The sequence below is a fragment of the Xanthomonas bromi genome (assembly GCF_900092025.1).
Classification (GTDB): Bacteria; Pseudomonadota; Gammaproteobacteria; order Xanthomonadales; family Xanthomonadaceae; genus Xanthomonas; species Xanthomonas bromi.
On sequence record NZ_FLTX01000047.1, the window covers coordinates 41,498 to 60,295 of the forward strand.

15 protein-coding genes and 1 tRNA gene are annotated in these 18,798 nt (G+C 62.7%); all 16 read left to right on the forward strand.

Annotated features, from left to right (window positions below; genetic code table 11):
- The first annotated feature begins 2 nt into the window (after positions 1 to 2).
- On the forward strand, positions 3 to 1,337 hold the full coding sequence (nuoF, locus tag XBLMG947_RS15345) for an NADH-quinone oxidoreductase subunit NuoF (RefSeq protein ID WP_065469506.1): 1,335 nt from the start codon (positions 3 to 5) through the stop codon (positions 1,335 to 1,337).
- Positions 1,334 to 3,568: an NADH-quinone oxidoreductase subunit NuoG gene (gene nuoG / locus XBLMG947_RS15350; protein WP_065469507.1), complete on the forward strand. Its 2,235-nt coding sequence runs from the start codon at positions 1,334 to 1,336 to the stop codon at positions 3,566 to 3,568. Before nuoF ends, nuoG begins: the two co-directional genes overlap by 4 nt.
- Positions 3,565 to 4,656 (forward strand): NADH-quinone oxidoreductase subunit NuoH, encoded by a 1,092-nt coding sequence (gene nuoH / locus XBLMG947_RS15355; RefSeq protein WP_065469508.1) that lies wholly within the window; start codon positions 3,565 to 3,567, stop codon positions 4,654 to 4,656. Before nuoG ends, nuoH begins: the two co-directional genes overlap by 4 nt.
- 3 nt (positions 4,657 to 4,659) lie before the next feature.
- Positions 4,660 to 5,148 (forward strand): NADH-quinone oxidoreductase subunit NuoI, encoded by a 489-nt coding sequence (nuoI, locus tag XBLMG947_RS15360; RefSeq protein WP_011409057.1) that lies wholly within the window; start codon positions 4,660 to 4,662, stop codon positions 5,146 to 5,148.
- 4 nt (positions 5,149 to 5,152) lie between these two features.
- Positions 5,153 to 5,815, forward strand: coding sequence for an NADH-quinone oxidoreductase subunit J (locus XBLMG947_RS15365; RefSeq protein ID WP_181093283.1), 663 nt, complete (start codon positions 5,153 to 5,155; stop codon positions 5,813 to 5,815).
- The gene (gene nuoK, locus XBLMG947_RS15370) at positions 5,812 to 6,117 is read left to right on the forward strand and encodes an NADH-quinone oxidoreductase subunit NuoK (RefSeq protein WP_005914274.1); all 306 of its coding nucleotides are present in this window, start codon (positions 5,812 to 5,814) and stop codon (positions 6,115 to 6,117) included. Before XBLMG947_RS15365 ends, nuoK begins: the two co-directional genes overlap by 4 nt.
- Before the next feature lie 7 nt (positions 6,118 to 6,124).
- A complete protein-coding gene (gene nuoL / locus XBLMG947_RS15375; RefSeq protein ID WP_065469509.1) occupies positions 6,125 to 8,299 on the forward strand; it encodes an NADH-quinone oxidoreductase subunit L in 2,175 nt (724 codons plus the stop codon).
- 20 nt (positions 8,300 to 8,319) lie between these two features.
- The gene (locus XBLMG947_RS15380; protein WP_065469510.1) at positions 8,320 to 9,822 is read left to right on the forward strand and encodes an NADH-quinone oxidoreductase subunit M; all 1,503 of its coding nucleotides are present in this window, start codon (positions 8,320 to 8,322) and stop codon (positions 9,820 to 9,822) included.
- Positions 9,823 to 9,858: 36 nt separating this feature from the next.
- A complete protein-coding gene (gene nuoN / locus XBLMG947_RS15385) occupies positions 9,859 to 11,319 on the forward strand; it encodes an NADH-quinone oxidoreductase subunit NuoN (protein ID WP_065469529.1) in 1,461 nt (486 codons plus the stop codon).
- 200 nt (positions 11,320 to 11,519) lie between these two features.
- Positions 11,520 to 11,596 (forward strand) — tRNA-Met (locus tag XBLMG947_RS15390).
- Between the two features lie 197 nt (positions 11,597 to 11,793).
- Positions 11,794 to 12,384, forward strand: coding sequence for a ribosome maturation factor RimP (gene rimP, locus XBLMG947_RS15395; protein ID WP_065469511.1), 591 nt, complete (start codon positions 11,794 to 11,796; stop codon positions 12,382 to 12,384).
- A gap of 4 nt (positions 12,385 to 12,388) precedes the next feature.
- Entirely contained in the window at positions 12,389 to 13,900 is a 1,512-nt protein-coding gene (gene nusA, locus XBLMG947_RS15400) for a transcription termination factor NusA (protein ID WP_065469512.1), read from the forward strand.
- Between the two features lie 95 nt (positions 13,901 to 13,995).
- Positions 13,996 to 16,710: a translation initiation factor IF-2 gene (gene infB, locus XBLMG947_RS15405; protein WP_065469513.1), complete on the forward strand. Its 2,715-nt coding sequence runs from the start codon at positions 13,996 to 13,998 to the stop codon at positions 16,708 to 16,710.
- 144 nt (positions 16,711 to 16,854) lie between these two features.
- Positions 16,855 to 17,247, forward strand: a complete 393-nt coding sequence (gene rbfA / locus XBLMG947_RS15410) for a 30S ribosome-binding factor RbfA (protein WP_065469514.1) — start codon at positions 16,855 to 16,857, stop codon at positions 17,245 to 17,247.
- Positions 17,248 to 17,327: 80 nt separating this feature from the next.
- On the forward strand, positions 17,328 to 18,254 hold the full coding sequence (gene truB / locus XBLMG947_RS15415) for a tRNA pseudouridine(55) synthase TruB (RefSeq protein WP_065469515.1): 927 nt from the start codon (positions 17,328 to 17,330) through the stop codon (positions 18,252 to 18,254).
- Positions 18,255 to 18,410: 156 nt separating this feature from the next.
- Positions 18,411 to 18,671, forward strand: a complete 261-nt coding sequence (gene rpsO / locus XBLMG947_RS15420; protein ID WP_005991399.1) for a 30S ribosomal protein S15 — start codon at positions 18,411 to 18,413, stop codon at positions 18,669 to 18,671.
- Positions 18,672 to 18,798 lie beyond the last annotated feature (127 nt).

The window sequence follows — 18,798 nt, forward strand, 5'->3', positions numbered from 1 at the left end:
ACATGGCACATAATCACGCACCTACAGGTCCGGTCGGTCCGGCGCCGTTGCCGCATCAGGTCGTCTACACGACCCTGCACTACGACACCCCGTGGTCGTACGAGAGCTACCTCAAGACCGGTGGCTACGCCGCGCTGCGCAAGATCCTGGAAGAAAAGATTCCGCCGGCCGACGTCATCGAGATGGTCAAGGCGTCGAATCTGCGCGGCCGTGGCGGCGCGGGCTTCCCGACCGGGTTGAAGTGGTCGTTCATGCCCAAGGGCACGATGCAGAAGTACATCCTGTGCAACTCGGACGAATCCGAACCGGGTACCTGCAAGGACCGCGACATCCTGCGTTACAACCCGCACTCGGTGGTGGAGGGCATGGCGATCGCCTGCTACGCCACCGGCTCGACCGTGGGCTACAACTACCTGCGTGGCGAGTTCCACCATGAGCCGTTCGAGAACTTCGAGCTGGCGCTGGCCGATGCGTATGCCAATGGCTGGTTGGGCAAGAACATTCTCGGCAGCGGCGTGGATATCGATATCTACGGTGCGCTGGGTGCCGGTGCCTACATCTGCGGCGAAGAAACCGCACTGATGGAGTCGCTGGAAGGCAAGAAGGGGCAGCCGCGCTACAAGCCGCCGTTCCCGGCCAATTTCGGCCTGTACGGCAAGCCGACCACCATCAACAACACCGAGACCTACGCATCGGTGCCGGCGATCATCCGCAACGGCCCGGAGTGGTTCCTCGGCCTGAGCAAGACCAAGAATGGCGGCCCGAAGATCTTCTCGGTGTCCGGCTGCGTGCAGAAGGGCGGCAACTTCGAAGTGCCGCTCGGCACCACCTTCGACGAACTGCTGGAAATGGCCGGCGGTCTGCGCCCGGGTCGCAAGCTCAAGGGCGTGGTGCCCGGCGGTGTGTCGATGCCGGTGCTGAAGGCTGACCAGGTCGCTGGCCTGCAGATGGATTACGACACCTTGCGTGCGCTGGGCACCGGTCTGGGTTCGGGCGCCATCGTGGTGCTTGATGACAGCGTCTGCTGCGTGCGTTTCGCGTGCCGCATCTCGCAGTTCTTCCACAAGGAATCCTGCGGCCAGTGCACCCCGTGCCGCGAAGGTACCGGCTGGATGCACCGCGTGCTGGAGCGCATCGTTGCCGGCAAGGCCACGATGGAAGACCTGCACCAGCTGCGCACCGTCGCCGGCCAGATCGAGGGCCACACCATCTGCGCGTTCGGTGAAGCGGCAGCGTGGCCGATTCAGGGCTTCCTGCGCCAGTTCTGGGACGAGTTCGAGTACTACATCGTCAACGGTCGTTCGATCGTCGACACACACGTCGGAGTGGCCGCATGAGCGCCCAACCAGTGAACCCGAACGTGCCGCCGGATCACGTAACCGTCGAGATCGACGGCCAGAGCCTGGTCGTACCGAAGGGCTCGATGATCATCCAGGCGGCCGACAAGGCCGGCATTCCGATCCCGCGCTTCTGCTACCACGAGAAGCTACCGATCGCCGCCAACTGCCGCATGTGCCTAGTGGATGTCGAAAAGTCGCCGAAGCCGTCGCCTGCCTGCGCCACGCCGGTGATGGATGGCATGAAGGTCACCACCCGCAGCGAAAAGGCGCTGAAGTACCAGCGCAGCGTGATGGAATTCCTGCTGATCAATCACCCGCTGGATTGCCCGATCTGCGATCAGGGCGGCGAGTGCGAACTGCAGGACGTCTCGCTTGGCTACGGCCGCTCGGTGAGCCGCTTCAACGAGCGCAAGCGCGTGGTGCCGGACGAAGACATCGGTCCGTTGGTCGCCACCGAAATGACCCGCTGCATCCAGTGCACGCGCTGCGTGCGCTTCACCGCAGACATCGCCGGTACCTACGAGCTGGGCGGCATGTATCGCGGCGAAAATCTGCAGATCGGCACCTACGACGGCAAGCCGCTGACCACCGAAATTTCTGGCAACGTCATCGACGTGTGCCCGGTGGGCGCGCTGACCAACAAGGTGTTCCAGTTCCGCGCGCGGCCGTGGGAACTGATGGCGCGCGAATCGCTGGGTTACCACGATGCGATGGGCTCGAACCTGTTCCTGCACGTGCGCCGCGGCGAAGTGCTGCGCACCGTGCCGCGCGAGAACGAGGCGGTCAACGAATGCTGGCTGTCCGATCGTGATCGTTATTCGCATCAAGGTCTGTATTCGGAAGACCGTGCGGTCAAGCCGCTGAAAAAGGTCAACGGCGAGTGGACGGAAGTGAGCTGGACCGAAGGTCTGGCCGCTGCAACCCAGATCCTGCGTGACAACGCCGGCGATCAACTCGGCGTGCTGGTGCATCCGTCCACCTCCAACGAGGAGGGCGCGTTGCTTGCGCGTCTGGCCGAAGGGCTGGGTAGTGGCAATCTGGATCACCGTCTGCTCAACCGCGACTTCTCCGATGCTGCGGTGGCCGAAGCCTTCGCCACGCCGCTGGCCGAGATCGAGCAGGCCGATGTGGTGGTGTTGTTCGGCACCAATGTGCGTCACGAATTACCGTTGCTGCATGCACGTCTGCGCAAGGCGCACATTCAGAACCGCACCCAGATTCACTCGGTCAACCCGGTCGATTTCGATTTCGCCTTTACCCAGGCCAGCCGCACCGTGGTTGCGCCGTCGCAGTTGGCGGGTGCGCTCGACGATGCCGCGCTGCGCGATGCGGTCAAGAGTGCGACACGCGCCGTGATCGTCGTCGGCGCCTTGGTCGAAAATCATCCGCAGGCTGCAGCGCTGCGTGCTGCTGCACGTGACTTCGCTACTGCAACCGGCGCCTCGCTGTGCCGCATCCCGCAGGGTGCCAACGCGGTGGGCCTGGTGTCGCAGGGTGTGCTGCCGACCGCACGCGATGTGGCCGGCATGCTGGCGCAACCGCGTCAGGCCTACCTGTTGTACGGCATCGAGCCGGGTCTGGATTTTGCCGACGCCGCCGCTGCCCGCAGCGCGCTTGCCGGTGCCAAGGTTGTTGCATTCAGCCAGTTCGCCTGCGCTTCAACGCGCGATGTGGCGGACGTGATTCTGCCGATCGGCGCATTGCCGGAAATCGATGCCTCGTTGACCAATCTCGATGGCCGCGTGCAGACCGCACGTGCTGCAGGCCGCCTTCCGGTCGAAGCGCGCGAGGGTTGGCGTGTACTGCGCGCGCTCGGCGGTGAGCTGGGTTTGGCCGGTTTCGAGTTCATCGATCTGGTCGGCCTGCGTGCCGGTATGCAGAACCGCAGCGTGACGCCGACCGCGTCGGCACAGCCGGCGATCGGCGGCAACGGGCTGGAAGTCGCTGCGACCGCAGCGATCTACCGCACCGACGCGGTGGTGCGTCGCGCCGCTGCGCTGCAATCGCATCCGCTCAATATCGCCCCGTGCGTGGCGATGCATCCGGAGCAGGCTGCGCAATTGCAGTTCCAGGCGGGTCAGATGGTCAAGGTCGGTACCGATGCCGGTAAGGCAACGTTGCCGGTGGTGCTGGACAAGCGCGTCGCACCGGGCTCGGTGTGGATCGAATCCGGTCATGGTGCAACCGCGCCGCTCGGTGCCGGTCGTGTAACGGTGGTGGCTGCATGAACGAATTGCTGTTGAACGTGGTCGACCCGCTGCACCAGTGGTTCCTCGGACTGGGCGACGGCGGCATCTTGCTGTGGACCGTGTTGAAGATCCTGTTGATTGCCGTGCCGGTGATCGTGACGGTGGCTTTTTACGTGGTCTGGGAGCGCAAGCTGATCGGCTGGATGCACGTGCGTCACGGGCCCATGTACGTGGGCATGGGCATCTTCCAGGCCTTCGCCGACGTGTTCAAGCTCCTGTTCAAGGAGATCCTGCAGCCGAGCAGCTCGCACAAGGCGATGTTCATCATCGCGCCGCTGCTGACCTTGGCGCCGGCTTTCGCAGCATGGTCGGTAGTACCGTTCGATGCCAAGCTGGTGTTGTCCAACGCCAACGTGGGTCTGTTGTATCTGTTGGCAATGACCTCGTTGGGCGTGTACGGCATCATCCTGGCCGGTTGGGCGTCCAACTCCAAATATGCATTCCTGGGTGCGATGCGTTCGGCCGCACAGGTGGTCAGCTACGAAATCGCGATGGGTTTTGCGCTGGTCGGCGTGATGATTGCTTCCGGCAGCGTCAATCTGAGTCAGATCGTGTTCGCGCAGGCGGGTAACTCCGGCTTCTTCGACTGGTTCCTGATTCCGCTGTTCCCGTTGTTCATCGTGTACTGGGTCTCCGGCGTCGCCGAAACCAACCGCGCGCCGTTCGACGTGGTGGAAGGCGAATCGGAAATCGTCGCCGGGCACATGGTGGAATACTCGGGCGGCGCGTTCGCGCTGTTCTTCCTGGCCGAATACGCCAACATGATCCTGGTCAGCTTCCTGATCTCGATCTTCTTCCTCGGCGGCTGGCTGAGCCCGATCCAGGGTTGGGTCACAGCAGACATCTCGCCGTGGATCAATTGGGTGTGGACCGGAGGTTGGCCGTGGCTGCTGATGAAGGTGTTCTTCTTCGCCAGCGCTTACATCTGGTTCCGTGCCAGCTTCCCGCGCTACCGCTACGACCAGATCATGCGTCTGGGCTGGAAGGTGTTCATTCCGCTCACGATCGTGTGGATCGCAGTGACGGCATTGATGGTGTTTTACGGCGTGATCCAGAAGGGCGTGTAATTGATGAACAAGATCACCCATTACTTCAAGAGCCTGCTGCTGCTCGAACTGCTCGGCGGTTTGTGGCTGACGTTGAAATACACGTTCAAGCCCAAGTACACCGTGCTGTACCCGATGGAGAAGTTTCCGCAGTCGCCGCGTTTCCGTGGCCTGCACGCGCTGCGTCGCTACCCAAATGGTGAAGAGCGTTGCATCGCCTGCAAGCTGTGCGAAGCGGTGTGCCCGGCGCTGGCCATCACCATCGACTCGGCCAAGCGTGAGGACGGTACCCGCCGCACCACGCGCTACGACATCGACCTGTTCAAGTGCATCTTCTGCGGTTTCTGCGAAGAAAGCTGCCCAGTGGACTCGATCGTCGAGACGCACATCCTCGAATATCACTTCGAGAAGCGTGGCGAAAACATTATCAACAAGCCGCAGCTGCTGGCGATCGGAGACCGGTTGGAAACCGAGATCGCCGAGCGTCGCGCTGCCGATGCCGCCTTCCGTTGAGGTCATGATGGACTGGGTCACTATTGCTTTCTACGCCTTCTCCGCCATCGCGGTGGTGTCCGCCGGTGCGGTGATCAGCGTGCGCAACCCGGTGTATGCCGTGTTGTGCCTGATCCTCACCTTCTTCTCGATGGCCTGCGTCTGGTTGCTGGTCGGCGCCGAGTTCCTCGGCGTGACGCTGGTGCTGGTCTATGTCGGGGCGGTGATGGTGCTGTTCCTGTTCGTGGTGATGATGCTGGACATCGATACCAGCCGCCTGCGCGAGGGTTGGGTCAAGTACATGCCACTCGGCGTGATCGTGGCGGTCGCCATGCTGGCGCAGATGGTCACCTTGATCGGCGTCAAGGCGCGCAGCGCCACGCCGTTCCCGGCCGACAACGCGGCGGCGCAGGCTGCCGACAGTTCCAACCTGACCTGGTTGGCCAAGAGCCTGTACACCGAATTCCTGCTGCCGTTCGAATTTGCGGCGGTGATTCTGACCGTGGCGGTGGTGGCTGCGGTGATGCTGACCTTGCGCAAGCGCACTGGCATCAAGTTGCAGAATGCCGGCGAGCAATCGCGAGTGAAGGCGGGCGACCGTCTGCGCATGGTCAAAATGGCGGTTGAAAAGCCGGTACAGGTTGCGCCGCAGATCGACGCGGCCGACGGACAGGAGGCGAAGTCTTGATTACCTTGGGCCACCTGCTTGGACTTGGCGCGGTGCTGTTCTGCATCTCCCTGGCCGGCATCTTCCTCAACCGCAAGAACGTCATCGTGTTGCTGATGTCGATCGAGTTGATGCTGCTGTCGGTCAACGTCAACTTCATCGCGTTCTCGCGCGAGCTCGGCGACACCGCCGGTCAGTTGTTCGTGTTCTTCATTCTGACGGTTGCCGCTGCGGAGGCTGCGATCGGCCTTGCGATCCTGGTGACTCTGTTCCGCACGCGCCGCACGATCAATGTGGCCGAAGTCGATACGTTGAAGGGCTGACCTGTAGATGGAAATCACTCTCTCCAAGAGTCTGCTGATCGCAGTGGTGCTCGCACCGCTGATCGGCAGCATCATCGCCGGCCTGTTCGGTCGTCAGGTGGGGCGCAAGGGCGCACAGTACTTAACCATCCTCGGTGTGGCGGTCAGCTGCGTGCTGTCTTGCCTGACGCTGTACCAATTGGTGGAGCAGGGCGCCAGCCCGTTCAACCAGAACCTCTACACGTTCTTCGACGTCGGCAATTACTCCGCGCATGTCGGCTTCATGGTCGATCGCCTGACCGCGATGATGATGGTGGTGGTGACCTTCGTGTCGCTGTTGGTGCACATCTACACCATCGGCTACATGGAAGAAGATCCGGGCTACCAGCGCTTCTTCAGCTACATCTCGTTGTTTACGTTCTCCATGCTCACGCTGGTGATGAGCAACAACTTCCTGCAGCTGTTCTTCGGCTGGGAAGCGGTGGGCCTGGTGTCGTACCTGCTGATCGGTTTCTGGTTCAAGCGCCCGACCGCCGTGTTCGCCAACATGAAGGCGTTCCTGGTCAACCGAGTCGGCGACTTCGGCTTCATTCTCGGCATCGCCGGTGTGCTGTTGTGGTTCGGCTCGCTGGATTACTCCACCGTGTTCGCCAACGCGACAACCCTGGCTGGTGCCAAGGTGCAGTTGTTCGCTGGTCACGAATGGAGCGTGATGACGCTGATCTGCATCTGCCTGTTCATCGGTGCGATGGGCAAGTCGGCGCAGGTGCCGTTGCACGTGTGGCTGCCAGACTCGATGGAAGGCCCAACCCCGATCTCGGCACTGATCCACGCCGCAACCATGGTCACCGCCGGCATCTTCATGGTGGCGCGCATGTCGCCGCTGTTCGAGTTGTCGGAGACTGCGCTGAACTTCATTCTGTTCATCGGTGCGACCACGGCCTTCTTCACCGGCCTGATCGGCATCGTGCAGAACGACATCAAGCGCGTGGTGGCGTATTCCACGTTGTCCCAGCTGGGCTACATGACCGTGGCGCTGGGCGTGTCGGCGTATTCGGCCGCCGTGTTCCACCTGATGACGCATGCCTTCTTCAAGGCGCTGCTGTTCCTGGCGGCCGGCTCGGTCATCATCGGCATGCATCACGAGCAGGACATGCGCAAGATGGGCGGCCTGCGCAGGTACATGAAGGTGACCTACTGGACCAGCGTAATCGGTACGCTGGCGCTGGTCGGTACGCCATTCTTCTCGGGTTTCTACTCGAAGGACACCATCATCGAGGCAGCCGCACACCATGCCCACGAGTCGCATAGCTGGATCGCGACCTACGGTTACTGGTCCGTGCTTGGGGGGGTGCTGGTCACCAGCTTCTACAGCTTCCGTCTGCTGTTCTTGACCTTCCACGGCAAGGAGCGTTTCCGCGATGCCCATGCGTACGATGCGCATGCCCATCACGACAGCGCGCACACCGATGCCGAAGCGCAGGTGCATGCGCACGACAGCCACGCGCACGATGCCCATGCGCACGATGCACACGGCCACGACGATCACGGCCATGGGCACCACGGTGCGCACGAGCCGCATGAGTCCAAGTGGGTGGTCACGTTGCCGTTGATCCTGCTGGCGATTCCGTCGGTGGCGATCGGTTTCTTCACCATCGGCCCGATGTTGTTCGGTACCGATTGGCAGGGGCACCACGCGGCGCACGCGCTCAAGGGGCAGGCCGTGTCGTTCTTCACCGGCATCGTCGACTTCTACGATCCGGCGCGCGACACCGTCGGCGCCCTGGCCGAGGAATTCCACGGCCCGGTCGCGTTTGCGTTGCACGGCATGATGGCGGCACCGTTCTTCCTGACGGTTGCCGGTCTGCTGCTGGCGGCGCTGTTCTACCTGTGGAAGCCGGAGCTGGCCACCAAGTCGCGCAAGACATTCGCGCCGATCGTGTGGTTGCTGGAAAACAAGTACGGCTTCGACAAGCTGTGGATCAATGGCTTCGCCGGTGGCGGTGTTGTCCTTGGCAAGGCGTCACGTGCAGTCGATACCCATGTGGTCGACGGCGTGGTCGTCAATGGTTCTGCCCGACTGATCGACCTGGCTGCAAATCTGCTGCGTCGCACGCAATCCGGTTTCCTCTATCACTACGCCTTCGCAATGATCATCGGTTTGATCGCCTTGTTGGCGGTACTGATGCATTTCTGGCGTTGACCTGTACGGAATAAGAAAACGTGTCGAACTGGCCTTTACTGTCTATCTTGATCTGGCTGCCGATTATCGGTGGCGCCCTGATCCTTGCGTTGCGCAACGCCGAGACTGCCCGCTGGGCATCGCTGGCGGTGGCGGTAGCGACCTTTTTGCTGAGTCTGCCGCTGCTGGGCTACGACACGGCCAATGACGCGATGCAGTTCATCGAACTGCATGCCTGGATTCCTGCCTACAACATTGGCTACAACCTGGGCGTGGATGGCATCGCGGTCGCGTTGATCGTGCTGACCACGTTGGTGACGGTGCTGGCGCTGATCGGCGCCTGGCGTTCGATCGACAAGCGCGTCAATCAGTACGTCGCCGCATTCCTAATCCTGGAAGGCGTCACCGTCGGTATCTTCGCTGCCACCGACGCAATGCTGTTCTATGTCTTCTTCGAAGCCATGCTGATCCCGATGTTCCTGATCATCGGTGTCTGGGGCGGCCCGCGGCGTATCTACGCGGCGATGAAGTTCTTCCTCTACACCTTCCTCGGCTCGGTGCTGATGTTGGTGGGCCTGGTCTACCTGTATTTGAAGGGCGGCAGCTTCCAGCTGGCCGATCTGTATGCGTTGCAGCTGACCGCCAAGGAGCAGACCTGGATCTTCTTCGCGTTCCTGATCGCCTTTGCGGTCAAGGTGCCGATGTTCCCGGTGCATACCTGGCTGCCGGACGCGCACGTCGAAGCGCCGACCGCCGGTTCGGTAATCCTGGCGGCGATCGCACTGAAGATCGGCGGTTACGGCTTCCTGCGCTTCAACTTGCCGATCGTGCCGGATGCCAGCCATGAGTTTGCGTGGTTGGTGATTACGCTGTCGTTGATCGCGGTGATCTACGTCGGCCTGGTCGCGCTGGTGCAGGACGACATGAAGAAGCTGGTGGCCTATTCGTCCATCGCGCACATGGGCTTCGTGACCCTTGGCACCTTCATTGCCTTCACCCTGGTGCGCGAGTACGGCAGCACCGACGCTGCACGCCTCGGCCTGCAGGGCGCGATGGTGCAGATGATTTCGCACGGCTTCGTCTCTGGCGCGATGTTCTCCTGCATCGGCGTGTTGTACGACCGCATGCACACCCGTCGCATCGCCGATTACGGTGGCGTGGTCAACGTGATGCCGTGGTTCGCCACCTTTGCCATGCTGTTCTTCATGGCCAATGCCGGCTTGCCGGGCACCAGCGGCTTCGTAGGCGAGTTCATGGTGATCCTGGCCAGCTTCCAGAAGCATCCGCTGATCGCCTTCGGCGCGGCCACCACGTTGGTGATCACCGCTGCGTACACGCTGTGGTTGTACAAGCGCGTGTTCTTCGGCGAAGTGGCCAACGCCCATGTGGCCGAACTCAAGGACATCGATGGCCGTGAAGCATTCGTGCTGGGGGTGTTCGCCGCCGGCGTGCTGGCCCTGGGCCTATACCCGAAGCCGCTGACCGATCTGATGGAACCATCGATCGCCAAGCTGGCGACCCAGATCGCTGCGACCAAGCTCTAACGGCTGGCCGTCCGTTTTGATTTTCAGGATTTGATGATGACCACGCCAACGCTCGCGCCGTTGACCACCGCTGACTTGGCTCCGCTCGTACCGGAACTGGTGCTGATCGGCGGCGCCTTCGCACTGCTGATGCTCGACCTGTTCGTGAGCCAGCGGAACAAGGTCTGGACCCACCTGTTCTCCGTCGCCGTTCTTGCCGTGGTGCTCGTGTTGTTGGCGACCGGCACGGGCGGGCAGGGCGACATCTTCAACGGCATGTTCGTTCGCGACACTGCGGCCGATGTCATGAAGACCGTGATCGTGCTGGTCAGCGGGCTGAGCCTGGTCTACGGCTGGACCTACCTGCGCGAGCGCAATCTCTATCAGGGCGAAATCCCGGTGCTGGTGTTGTTCGCTACCGCCGGCATGATGCTGCTGGCGTCGGCCGGCAGCCTGCTGATGGTGTATCTGGGTCTGGAATTGCTGGCGCTGTGCTCGTATGCCCTGGTTGCGTCCAACCGCGACAACGGGCTGGCGACCGAAGCGGCGATGAAGTATTTCGTGCTGGGTTCGCTGGCGTCGGGCCTGCTGCTGTATGGCATGTCGCTGGTCTATGGCGCCACCGGCACCTTGAGCCTGGCCGGCATCCACGATGCCATCGAAGGTTCGGGCGAGCGCACACTGCTGCTGACCGGCACCATCTTCATGATTGCCGGCGTGGCCTTCAAGCTGGGCGCCGCGCCGTTCCATATGTGGCTCCCCGACGTGTATCAGGGTGCGCCTGCGCCGATCGCATTGTTCATCAGCTCGGCGCCCAAGCTTGCCGCGTTCGGGATGGCGTATCGCCTGCTGGAAGTCGGCATGGGTCCGTTGTCGCCGCAGTGGCATCTGCTGATCGGTGGCCTGTCGGCATTGTCGCTGGTGATCGGCAACCTGATGGCCATCGCGCAGAGCAACCTCAAGCGCATGCTGGCGTATTCGACCGTTTCGCACATCGGCTTCCTGCTGATGGGCGTGGCTGGTGGCGGCGAAGAGGGCTATTCGGCGGCGATGTTCTATGCAGTCAGCTACACCATCATGTCGACCGCCTCGTTCGGCGCCATCATTGCGCTATCGCGCAATGGCTTCGAAGCCGAGAACATCGACGACTTCAAGGGACTCAACGCGCGCAACCCGTGGATGGCCGGCCTGGTGTTGTGCATCATGGCCTCGCTGGCAGGCATCCCGCCGTTCCTCGGTTTCTGGACCAAGCTGGCCGTGTTGGGCGCGGCAGTGAAGGGCGACATGCTGTGGTTGGCGTTGGTCGGTGTGATCTGTGCGGTGATCGGTGCTTACTACTATCTGCGTGTCATCAAGGTCATGTATTTCGACGAACCGGTAGGCGAGCCGTTGCCGGCCAATCACGACCGTGTGCTGGGCACTGTGCTCGGCGTCAACGCGCTGGCCTTGCTTGCGCTTGGTCTGGCCTGGAGCCCGATCATGGTGTGGTGCCAGCGCGCGTTCGCTGGCCTTGCCTGAGACGGGCACGCCAGCGCCAAGTCGTGCGATGCCACACCATGCGTTTTGCATCGCACTGAAATAAAACTGCGTTTACTGTTTCGTTTTTGTTGCATCGCGGGTATCATTCCCGGCGACGTTGAGCAGCCGCCATGCTGTTCAACAGAAGAAAAACTAGGGCTTGCAATTTTCGCTCCAGTTCTTCATAATTCCGCTTCTGCTGCGGGGTGGAGCAGTCTGGCAGCTCGTCGGGCTCATAACCCGAAGGTCGCAGGTTCAAATCCTGCCCCCGCTACCAAGTTTTGAATTGTTGCTTCATCGCAGTAATTCAGCTTCTTGGATCGTAGAGACGCATGTTCCCGTCTTTACGCCGATCCTGAGAGGTCGGGCTTTTTTCACGCAAGGGGCCCATCGGGCCCCTTGTTTTTTCCGGAACCGGAAAGTTTGCTGCCGGTTGCCGGGGGTCTACTGGCAATCATCTGATCAGGGCAGTCTGTGAGCGAAAAAGCGACCGAAATCGCGAATCTGCTGAGTCCAACGGTTGAATCCCTGGGCTTGGAACTGCTGGGCGTGGAATATCTTCCCGCTCCAGGCGGCGCCACATTACGCCTGTATATCGATGTGCCGCTGGCCGAACAGCCCGAGCGTGTCATCACTGTCGACGATTGCGAGCGCGTGAGCCGTGAAGTGTCGGCCCAACTCGACGTCGAAGATCCGGTCAGCGGCAACTACACCCTGGAAGTGTCTTCGCCGGGTGTTGATCGTCCACTGTTCACGCTGGAACAATTCGCGCGCCATACCGGCGAATCCGCAAAGATTGTCCTGAAGCTTGCGCAGGATGGTCGGCGCCGCTTCCAGGGCGAGATCCTGCGCATCGATGCCGAGGCAGACGCCGTAGTGTTTGCCGTCGACGGCAAGGACGTGCAGATCGGCTTCGATAACATCGACAAGGCGCGCATCCTGCCGGATTGGGTCGCTTTAGGCCTGGCGCCGCAGAAACCGAATAAGCCCGGCCCGAAAAAAACCGGGCACGAGAAGAAGAAACCATCCAACGAGTCGGCGGCTGGCAAGCCGCGCGCGGAGTGACGAAATGAGCAAGGAACTTTTGCTGGTAGTGGATGCGGTCGCCAACGAAAAAGGCGTGCCGCGCGAAGTGATCTTCGATGCGATCGAGGCCGCGCTGGCTTCCGCAGCGAAAAAGCGCTATCCAGACCAGGACGTGCTGGCACGCGTCACCATCGATCACAAGGACGGTACTTACGAGACCTACCGTCGTTGGGAAGTGGTGGCCGACGACGTGGTGATGGAATCGCCGGACCGTCAGGTGCGTCTGATGGATGCCATCGACGAAGCCGACGGCGTGGAAGTTGGCGATTACATCGAAGAGCAGATCGAGAATCCCGATTTTGGTCGTATCGCCGCGCAGGCCGCCAAGCAGGTGATCGTGCAGCGTGTGCGCGAAGCCGAGCGTCAGCAGGTGGTGGACGCGTGGAAGGATCGCGTTGGCGAGTTGATCACCGGCGTGGTCAAGCGCGCCGAGCGCGGCAACATCTTTGTCGATCTGGGCGGCAATGCCGAAGCCTTCATTGCGAAGGACAAGGGCATTCCGCGCGACGTGCTGCGTCCCGGCGACCGCGTGCGCGGTTATCTGGCCGAAGTGCGTTCCGAACCGCGTGGGCCGCAGCTTTTCATCAGCCGCGCCGCACCGGAGTTCATGATCGAGTTGTTCAAGCTCGAAGTGCCGGAAGTGGGCCAGGGCCTGGTCGAGATCAAGGCCTGCGCACGTGACCCGGGCGACCGCGCCAAGATTGCCGTGATCGCGCACGACACCCGTACCGATCCGATCGGCGCCTGCATCGGTATGCGAGGTTCGCGCGTGCAGGCGGTGTCCAACGAGCTCAATGGCGAGCGCGTGGACATCGTGTTGTGGAACGAGAACCCGGCCAACTTCGTGATCAACGCGATGGCGCCGGCCGAAGTGCAGTCGATCATCGTCGATGAAGACAAGCACTCGATGGATCTGGCCGTGGCAGAAGACCGCCTGGCGCAGGCGATCGGCAAGGGCGGCCAGAACGTGCGCCTGGCCAGCCGCCTGACCGGCTGGCAGCTCAACGTGATGACCGCCGACCAGGTGGCCGCCAAGTCCGAGGCCGAGCAGGCAGCGGCACGCCAGCTGTTCATGGATCGCCTGGAAGTGGACGAGGAAATTTCCGCGATCCTGGTGTCCGAAGGCTTCAACACGGTCGAAGAAATCGCCTACGTCCCGGTCGGCGAACTGCTGGCGGTGGAAGGCTTCGACGAAGACATCGTCGAAGAGTTGCGTGCCCGTGCCCGCGATGCGCTGCTCAACGCGGCGCTGGCCGAGGAAGAAGGCCTGGAAGGAACTCAGCCCACCGAGGACCTGCTGGCGCTGGAGGGGATGAACGAGGAAACGGCTTTTGCTCTGGCCGAGCACGGCGTGCGCACCAGCGAGGACTTGTCCGACCTGGCCGCGGACGAGATCGTCGACTTCGGCATCGAGGGTTTGACCCAGGAGCGCGCCGCGGCGCTGATCCTGGCGGCCCGCGCCGAGGAGATCGCCCGTTTGGAGCGCGGCGAATGAGCCGGCAATGAACCGCGCCCTGACCCCATCAGGGCTTAGAATCAGCGTTTCCCTTGCTCTGGGCGAGGGGGCGCCAACCAGATCATAGGATCCGAATGTCGCAGCAAACCACCATCCGCAAGCTTGCCGAACTGGTCAATACGCCGGTCGATAAACTGCTGGTTCAACTGGCCGAGGCCGGAATGAAGTTCAGCGGTCCCGACCAGGTCGTGACCAGCACCGAGAAGATGAAACTGCTTGGCTTCCTGCGTCGCACGCATGGCAAGGCCGACACGCCCGCCGAAGCGGCGAGCGAAGCAGCCAAGAAGATCACGCTCAATCGGCGCAAGCTGCAGGAAGTCACGGTCAACGCCGGCCGCACCAAGACCACGGTCAACGTGGAAGTGCGGCAGAAGCGTACCTACGTGAAGTCCGAGAACGAAGGCAGCGGCCGTGCCGCGCCGATGACGCCGGACGAAGAGCGCGCCGATATCCTGGCCAAGCTTGCCGCCTCGCGTCAGCGCAATCTCGACGAGCAGCAGGCGCTGGCCGAAAGTGATCGTGTGCGCGATGAAGCGATTCAGCGCAAACGCGACGAAGAGCAGGCCGCCAAGGACCGTGCGGAAGCCGAGCGCAAGGCCGCCGAGGAAGCCGCTGCGGCTGCCAGTGCGCCGGCCCCGGTTGCTGCTGCGCCGACGCCGTCTGCCGCGGCGCCTGCTGCACGCGCACCGTCGTCGCCGTCTTCCGCACCGCGTCCGTCCCGTCCGGGTGGCGCCTCGCCGGCCTCGCGTCCGGCAACGCCAGCGCGTCCGGATGACCGCAACAATGCCGCCAAGCACAAGACGCGCGGTTCGCACGTCATGGTGGCTGGCGTCGAAGACGATGATGCGACCAAGCGCTTTGCCGGTCAGCTGCATCTGTCTGCGGCCGATCGTGCGCGTCGTTCCAACGTGCGTGGCAAGCCGACCGGTCGTCCGGGGTCGTCGTCGTCGCGTCGTGGCAACGATGGTGGTCGCGGTAGCAACCAGAGCAACAGCGGCCCGCACGGGTTCGAGCGTCCGACCGCACCGGTGGTGCGCGAAGTGGCGATCGGCGAGACCATCACCGTTGCAGACCTGGCGCAGAAGCTGGCGTTCAAGGGCGGCGACGTGGTCAAAGCGCTGTTCAAGATGGGCGTCATGGCGACCATCACCCAGAGCATCGATCACGACACCGCTGCACTGGTGACCGAAGAACTCGGCCACAAGGCCGTGCGTGCGGACAATGCCGACTTCGAAGATGCGCTGTTGGCGCATGCCGAAGACGCGCAGGGCGAGACCACCTTGCGTCCGCCGGTGGTCACCATCATGGGTCACGTCGATCACGGCAAGACCTCGCTGCTGGATTACATCCGTCGCACCAAGATCGCATCTGGCGAAGCGGGCGGCATCACCCAGCACATCGGTGCGTACCACGTCGAAACCGGCCGTGGCGTCATCAGCTTCCTGGATACGCCCGGCCATGCCGCGTTTACCTCGATGCGTGCGCGCGGCGCCAAGATCACCGACATCGTGGTGCTGGTGGTTGCTGCCGATGACGGCGTGATGCCGCAGACCAAGGAAGCGGTGGCGCATGCCAAGGCGGCAGGCGTTCCGTTGATCGTGGCGGTCAACAAGATCGACAAGGCCGGCGCGGATCCGCTGCGGGTCAAGAACGAGTTGCTGGCCGAAAACGTGGTGGCCGAAGAGTTCGGTGGCGATACCCAGTTCATCGAAGTGTCGGCCAAGGTCGGTACCGGTGTGGACACGCTGCTGGACGCGATTTCGCTGCAGGCCGAAGTGCTGGAACTCAAGGCAGTGGCCGACGGCCGCGCCAGCGGTACCGTGATCGAATCGTCGCTGGACAAGGGCCGCGGCCCGGTCGCGACGGTGCTGGTGCAGCAGGGTGCGCTGAAGCGTGGCGACTACCTGGTGTGCGGCATTCAGTACGGTCGTGTGCGTGCGCTGTTCGACGAAACCGGCCACCAGCCGGCCTCGGCGGGCCCGTCGATTCCGGTGCAGGTGCTCGGCCTGTCCGGCGTGCCGGAAGCCGGCGACGACTTCGTGGTCGTCGACGACGAGCGTCTGGCCAAGGACGTGGCACAGCAGCGCGAAACCAAGCGCCGCGAGTCGCGTCTGGTTGCCTCGGCCACCAACCGCATGGAAGACATCCTGGCCCAGATGGGCAAGGGCGAAGGTCAGCAGGTGTTGAACCTGGTGATCAAGGCCGACGTGCAGGGTTCGGTGGAAGCGCTCAAGCAGTCGCTGGTGGCGTTGTCCAACGACGACATCCGCATCAACGTGATCCACTCCGGCGTGGGCGGCATCACCGAATCCGATGCGAATTCGGCTGCGGCCTCCAAGGCCACGGTGATCGGTTTCAACGTGCGTGCGGATGCCTCGGCACGCAAGATCGTCGAGTCCAACGGTATCGATCTGCGTTACTTCTCGATCATCTATGACGTGATCGATCAGGTGAAGCAGGTGGCGTCCGGTCTGCTCGGCGTGGAAATCCGCGAAGAGATCATCGGTATCGCGCAGGTGCGCGATGTGTTCCGTAGCTCGAAGTTCGGTGCGGTTGCAGGCTGCATGATCATCGAAGGCGTGGTGAAGCGCAGCAAGCCGATCCGCGTGCTCCGCGACAGCGTCGTGGTGTTCGAAGGCGAGCTGGAATCGCTGCGCCGCTTCAAGGAAAACGTCGACGAAGTGCGCAACGGGACCGAGTGCGGTATCGGCGTGAAGGCGTATAACGACGTCAAGGCCGGCGATCAGATCGAGTGCTTCGAGCGTATCGAGGTTGCCCGTACGCTGTAATGGAAATCGGGGCCTGCGGGCCCCGATTTACCGCGCTGGCGCATGGCGTCGCGCAAGTTCTGCAAGGCGAGGGCGGCATGGCCGCCCGCGTCCGTTTTTGGCTTCGGTGCCATCTGGCCCTCCGAATCAACCAGGTCCACGACCATGCCAACCAAATCATTCCATCGCACCGACCGCGTTTCGGCGCAGGTGCGTCGCGACCTCGGCACGATCGTGCACGCGGCCGTGCGCGACCACGGCTTGCCGTCGGTCAGCGTGTCCGATGTCGAGATCAGCCGTGACCTGGCGCATGCCAAGGTGTTCGTCACCGCGCTGCAGCAGGAGCGGTCGGCCGAAGCGGTCAAGGGGCTCAAGGAAATCGCCGGGCAGCTGCGCACGCAGCTGGCGCGCGCCATGAAGCTGCGACACGTGCCCGAGCTGCACTTTTACTACGACGACTCGGTCGACCGTGGGGAACGGATCGATAACCTGCTGCGTGACCTGGACGACGTGGGTCCCGAGACCACATCCGGCGACGAAGACGCACAACAGCGCTGAGCGCTGTGACGGCCTGTCGCCGTTGCTGCGGTCCTGAATTTCTGCGGGCGCGTACAGCGCTTGATTCGAGCACCGATCTTTTGAAACCCCGCATCGCCTACCGCCCGTTGCACGGCATCCTGTTGCTGGACAAGCCGGCAGGGCTCAGTTCCAACAATGCATTGCAGGCCGCGCGCCGCTTATTGCGCGCAGAGAAAGGTGGTCATACCGGCAGCCTGGATCCGCTGGCCACCGGCCTGCTACCGCTGTGCTTTGGCGAGGCCACCAAGATCGCCGGACTGCTGCTCGGCTCGGCCAAGGCCTACGACGCCGAGATCGTGCTGGGCCTCACCACCGATACCGACGATGCCGACGGCGAGCCGCTGCGCGAACGCGTGGTGTCCGACGTGAGCGAGGCCGATCTGCGGGCGGCGTTGGCGCCTTTCATCGGCCGCATCCAGCAACAGGCGCCGATCTATTCGGCCCTCAAGCAGGGCGGCGAGCCGCTGTACGCGAAGGCGCGCCGCGGCGACCGCATCGAGGCGCCGGTACGCGAGATCGAGGTGCAGGCGATCCAGGTGCTCGGCTACAGCGCACCGCGTTTGCAACTGCGCGTGACCTGCGGCTCGGGCACCTATATCCGGAGCCTGGCGCGCGATCTGGGCGAGGTGCTGGGCTGCGGAGCGCATATCGCGGCGTTGCGTCGGCTGTGGGTGGAGCCGTTTCGCGATCCGCAGATGGTCACGTTGGAGGCGTTGTCTGCAGCGCTGGAGGCGGGCGCCGAGGCGCAGACAGTGTTGCTGCCGATCGAGGCCGGTTTGGTAGATTTTGCGCGGATCGTGCTCGATCAGACTCTCGCGGCGCGTTTCCGCATGGGGCAGCGCTTGCGCGATCCCGCATTTCCGACGGGCCAGGTGGCCGTGTTCGGACCCGACGGAACCCCCTCTGGGCTAGGCCTGGTGGATGCGGACGGGCGCCTGTCGCCGCAGCGATTGTTCAACGGGCTGAACGAAATTTCAGCCTGTTAAGATTTTGTCAACTTGTTCCCTGGGCCGCGCGACGTTACACTTTCGCGGCCCTGATCGGGGCACCTCAGCGCCAAGCGCGCATATTCCTAGCAAACGGCGAGTCCGACGGTGCGTCACGCACGTTCCTGTCGACCACGCATCTATCGAGAACACATCATGTCTGTCGACACCCAGAAAGTTATTGAAGACAATAAGCGCAGCGCCCAGGACACTGGTTCGCCGGAAGTCCAGGTCGCTCTGCTGACCGCACGCATCGAGCTGCTGACCGGTCACTTCAAGACCCACAAGAAGGATCACCACAGCCGTCGTGGTCTGCTGCAGATGGTCAACCGTCGCCGCAGCCTGCTCGACTACCTGAAGAAGAAGGACAACGACCGCTACAAGTCGCTGATCGAGAAGCTCGGCCTGCGCCGCTGATCGAGTCCTACCACCGCGGCGCAGCGATGCGCCGCGGTTTTGTTTTGGTCAATCGCAGTACGTTTTTCGCAACACGCAACCTTGGGCCGGAGCCTCCCGGCCGCCCGTTCTCGGCATGGGTCGACGA